Source organism: Methylobacterium nigriterrae (assembly GCF_037106235.1).
GTDB lineage: Bacteria > Pseudomonadota > Alphaproteobacteria > Rhizobiales > Beijerinckiaceae > Methylobacterium > Methylobacterium nigriterrae.
In genome coordinates this window covers 1-634 of sequence record NZ_JBAWTG010000478.1, presented here as the reverse complement: position 1 = coordinate 634, position 634 = coordinate 1, and the positions used below count along the sequence as shown (strand labels likewise).

General features: G+C 63.6%; 1 protein-coding gene. It reads left to right on the top strand.

Translation table 11 applies throughout. The features are described from left to right. Positions 1-224: 224 nt before the first annotated feature. A partial coding sequence (locus tag WDW90_RS37840) for a PepSY domain-containing protein (protein ID WP_431311210.1) occupies positions 225-634 on the top strand: 410 nt, incomplete at its 3' end.

The window sequence follows — 634 nt, the reverse complement described above, 5'->3', positions numbered from 1 at the left end:
GCGGACTGGATGTTATGGAATGCAGCTCTGCCCGCTAGGGCATGCTGCGGCGAACGATGAGCCAACGCCTTAGACCACTCACGCAGCGGGTTCTTGTAAGGTGAGCCTCTCTGGCTCGGTCCTGCCTTGGCGACTGTCAGGACGCCGGCTCATGCGCAGGAGCAACCAAGGGAATGCCCTGACGTTGCCGGGACGTGATGTAGCACGAACGGGAGAATGCCGCCATGATGGGTCGCCCAATGATAACCGGTGCCCTGCTGGCCCTGAGCACCAGCTTCGCTTTGGCTCAGACTGCCGCGCCCGGCACAACAGCCCCCGCTCCGGCACCGACCACGACCCCGCCGCCCGCTGTGCCGAATGCCACGATGCCGGCCACCAAGGCTGACAGCGGCGACATGAAGGAGTGGCAGGTCGCCAAAATGGCCAAGATCGGTCTTGCCCAGGCCCTGACAACCGCTGAGGCGCAAGGAGAGGAGAAGGGCGGCCGGGCCATCGACGCCGATTTCGAGAAGGCCGATAGCAAGAACCCGGCGCACTATGCGATCAAGGTGGTCTACCCGAGTGGCAAGCTGGTCGAGTACGGCATCAACGCCGACACCGGTGCACTTTACAAGACCGAGAACCAGCCCATCGA